1 protein-coding gene is annotated in these 1,149 nt (G+C 44.0%); it reads left to right on the top strand.

Annotated features, from left to right (window positions below; translation table 11 throughout):
• The first annotated feature begins 2 nt into the window (after positions 1-2).
• A protein-coding gene (locus DFP76_RS18025) for an IS3 family transposase (RefSeq protein WP_113875938.1) occupies positions 3-1,147 on the top strand; the annotation gives its coding sequence in 2 pieces (ribosomal slippage) (positions 3-273 and positions 273-1,147; 1,146 coding nt in all).
• The last annotated feature ends 2 nt before the right edge of the window (positions 1,148-1,149 follow it).

Genomic DNA, 1,149 nt, shown 5'->3' with positions numbered 1-1,149 from the left:
CAATGACTAAACCAAGACGACCGAACTTTAGCCCTGAGTTTCGTTTAGACGCTGCAAAGCTAGTCTTAGAACAAAACTACAGTGTTATTGAAGCTGCTGAAGCCATGGGGGTGGGTAAATCCACCATGGATAAATGGGTGAGACAATTTCGATCAGAGCTACGAGGTGAATCTCCTAAAGCAACACCAATGACGGATGAACAGCGACGAATTCGGGAGTTAGAGAAGCAAGTCAAACGCCTTGAAATGGAAAAAGACATACTAAAAAAGGCTTCAGCTCTCTTAATGTCGGACGAGCTGAAAGGTTTGCGTTAATTCAGCGGCTACAAGAGAGCTATCCTGCTAATCACTTATGTCAGCTGTTCAGCGTACACCGCAGCAGTTACAGGTACTGGCGAGATAAAGCGATTGGTGAATCTCCTGCACGTCTTCTGCTGAAGGAAAAAGTGCGAGAAGCCTTTGAGGTCAGTAAGGGGTCAGCAGGTGCTCGTACTATCGCAGCAATTGTCTCTCAAGATGGAACAGATTTGAGTCGTTATGTCGCAGGTAATTTAATGCGTGAACTTGCTTTGGTTAGCTGTCAGCAGTCGAAGCATCGTTATAAACGCACATCACAAGAGTATCCTGTTACTCCTAATTTGCTTGCTCGTCAATTTACTGTCAACGCTCCAAATAAGGTTTGGTGTGGTGATATAACCTATATTTGGACGGGCAAACGATGGGCTTACTTAGCTGTAATTTTGGATTTATACGCAAGAAAACCTGTTGGTTGGGCGATGTCCTTGAACCCGGACAGTGAGCTTGTTAGCAAGGCTCTAACAATGGCCTACGAATTAAGAGGCAAACCTAAAGAGTTGATGTTCCATTCTGATCAAGGCACTCAATATACGAGTTTAAAATATCGTCGTTTATTGTGGCGATATCAGATTAAGCAGAGTATGAGTCGCCGAGGGAACTGCTGGGATAATGCACCAATGGAGCGATTCTTCAGAAGTTTGAAGACCGAATGGATGCCGGAATTAGGTTATCGGACTTTTTTAGAAGCAAAGCAAGCAATCACAGATTATATAGTCGGCTACTTCTGTCCAATAAGGCCGCATCAGTACAACAACATGATGTCACCTAATAGAGCGGAAGAACTGTACTGAAA

The sequence above is a fragment of the Marinomonas aquiplantarum genome (assembly GCF_003314975.1).
GTDB classification, from domain to species: Bacteria; Pseudomonadota; Gammaproteobacteria; order Pseudomonadales; family Marinomonadaceae; genus Marinomonas; species Marinomonas aquiplantarum.
This window is presented reverse-complemented; position numbering and strand designations above follow the sequence as displayed.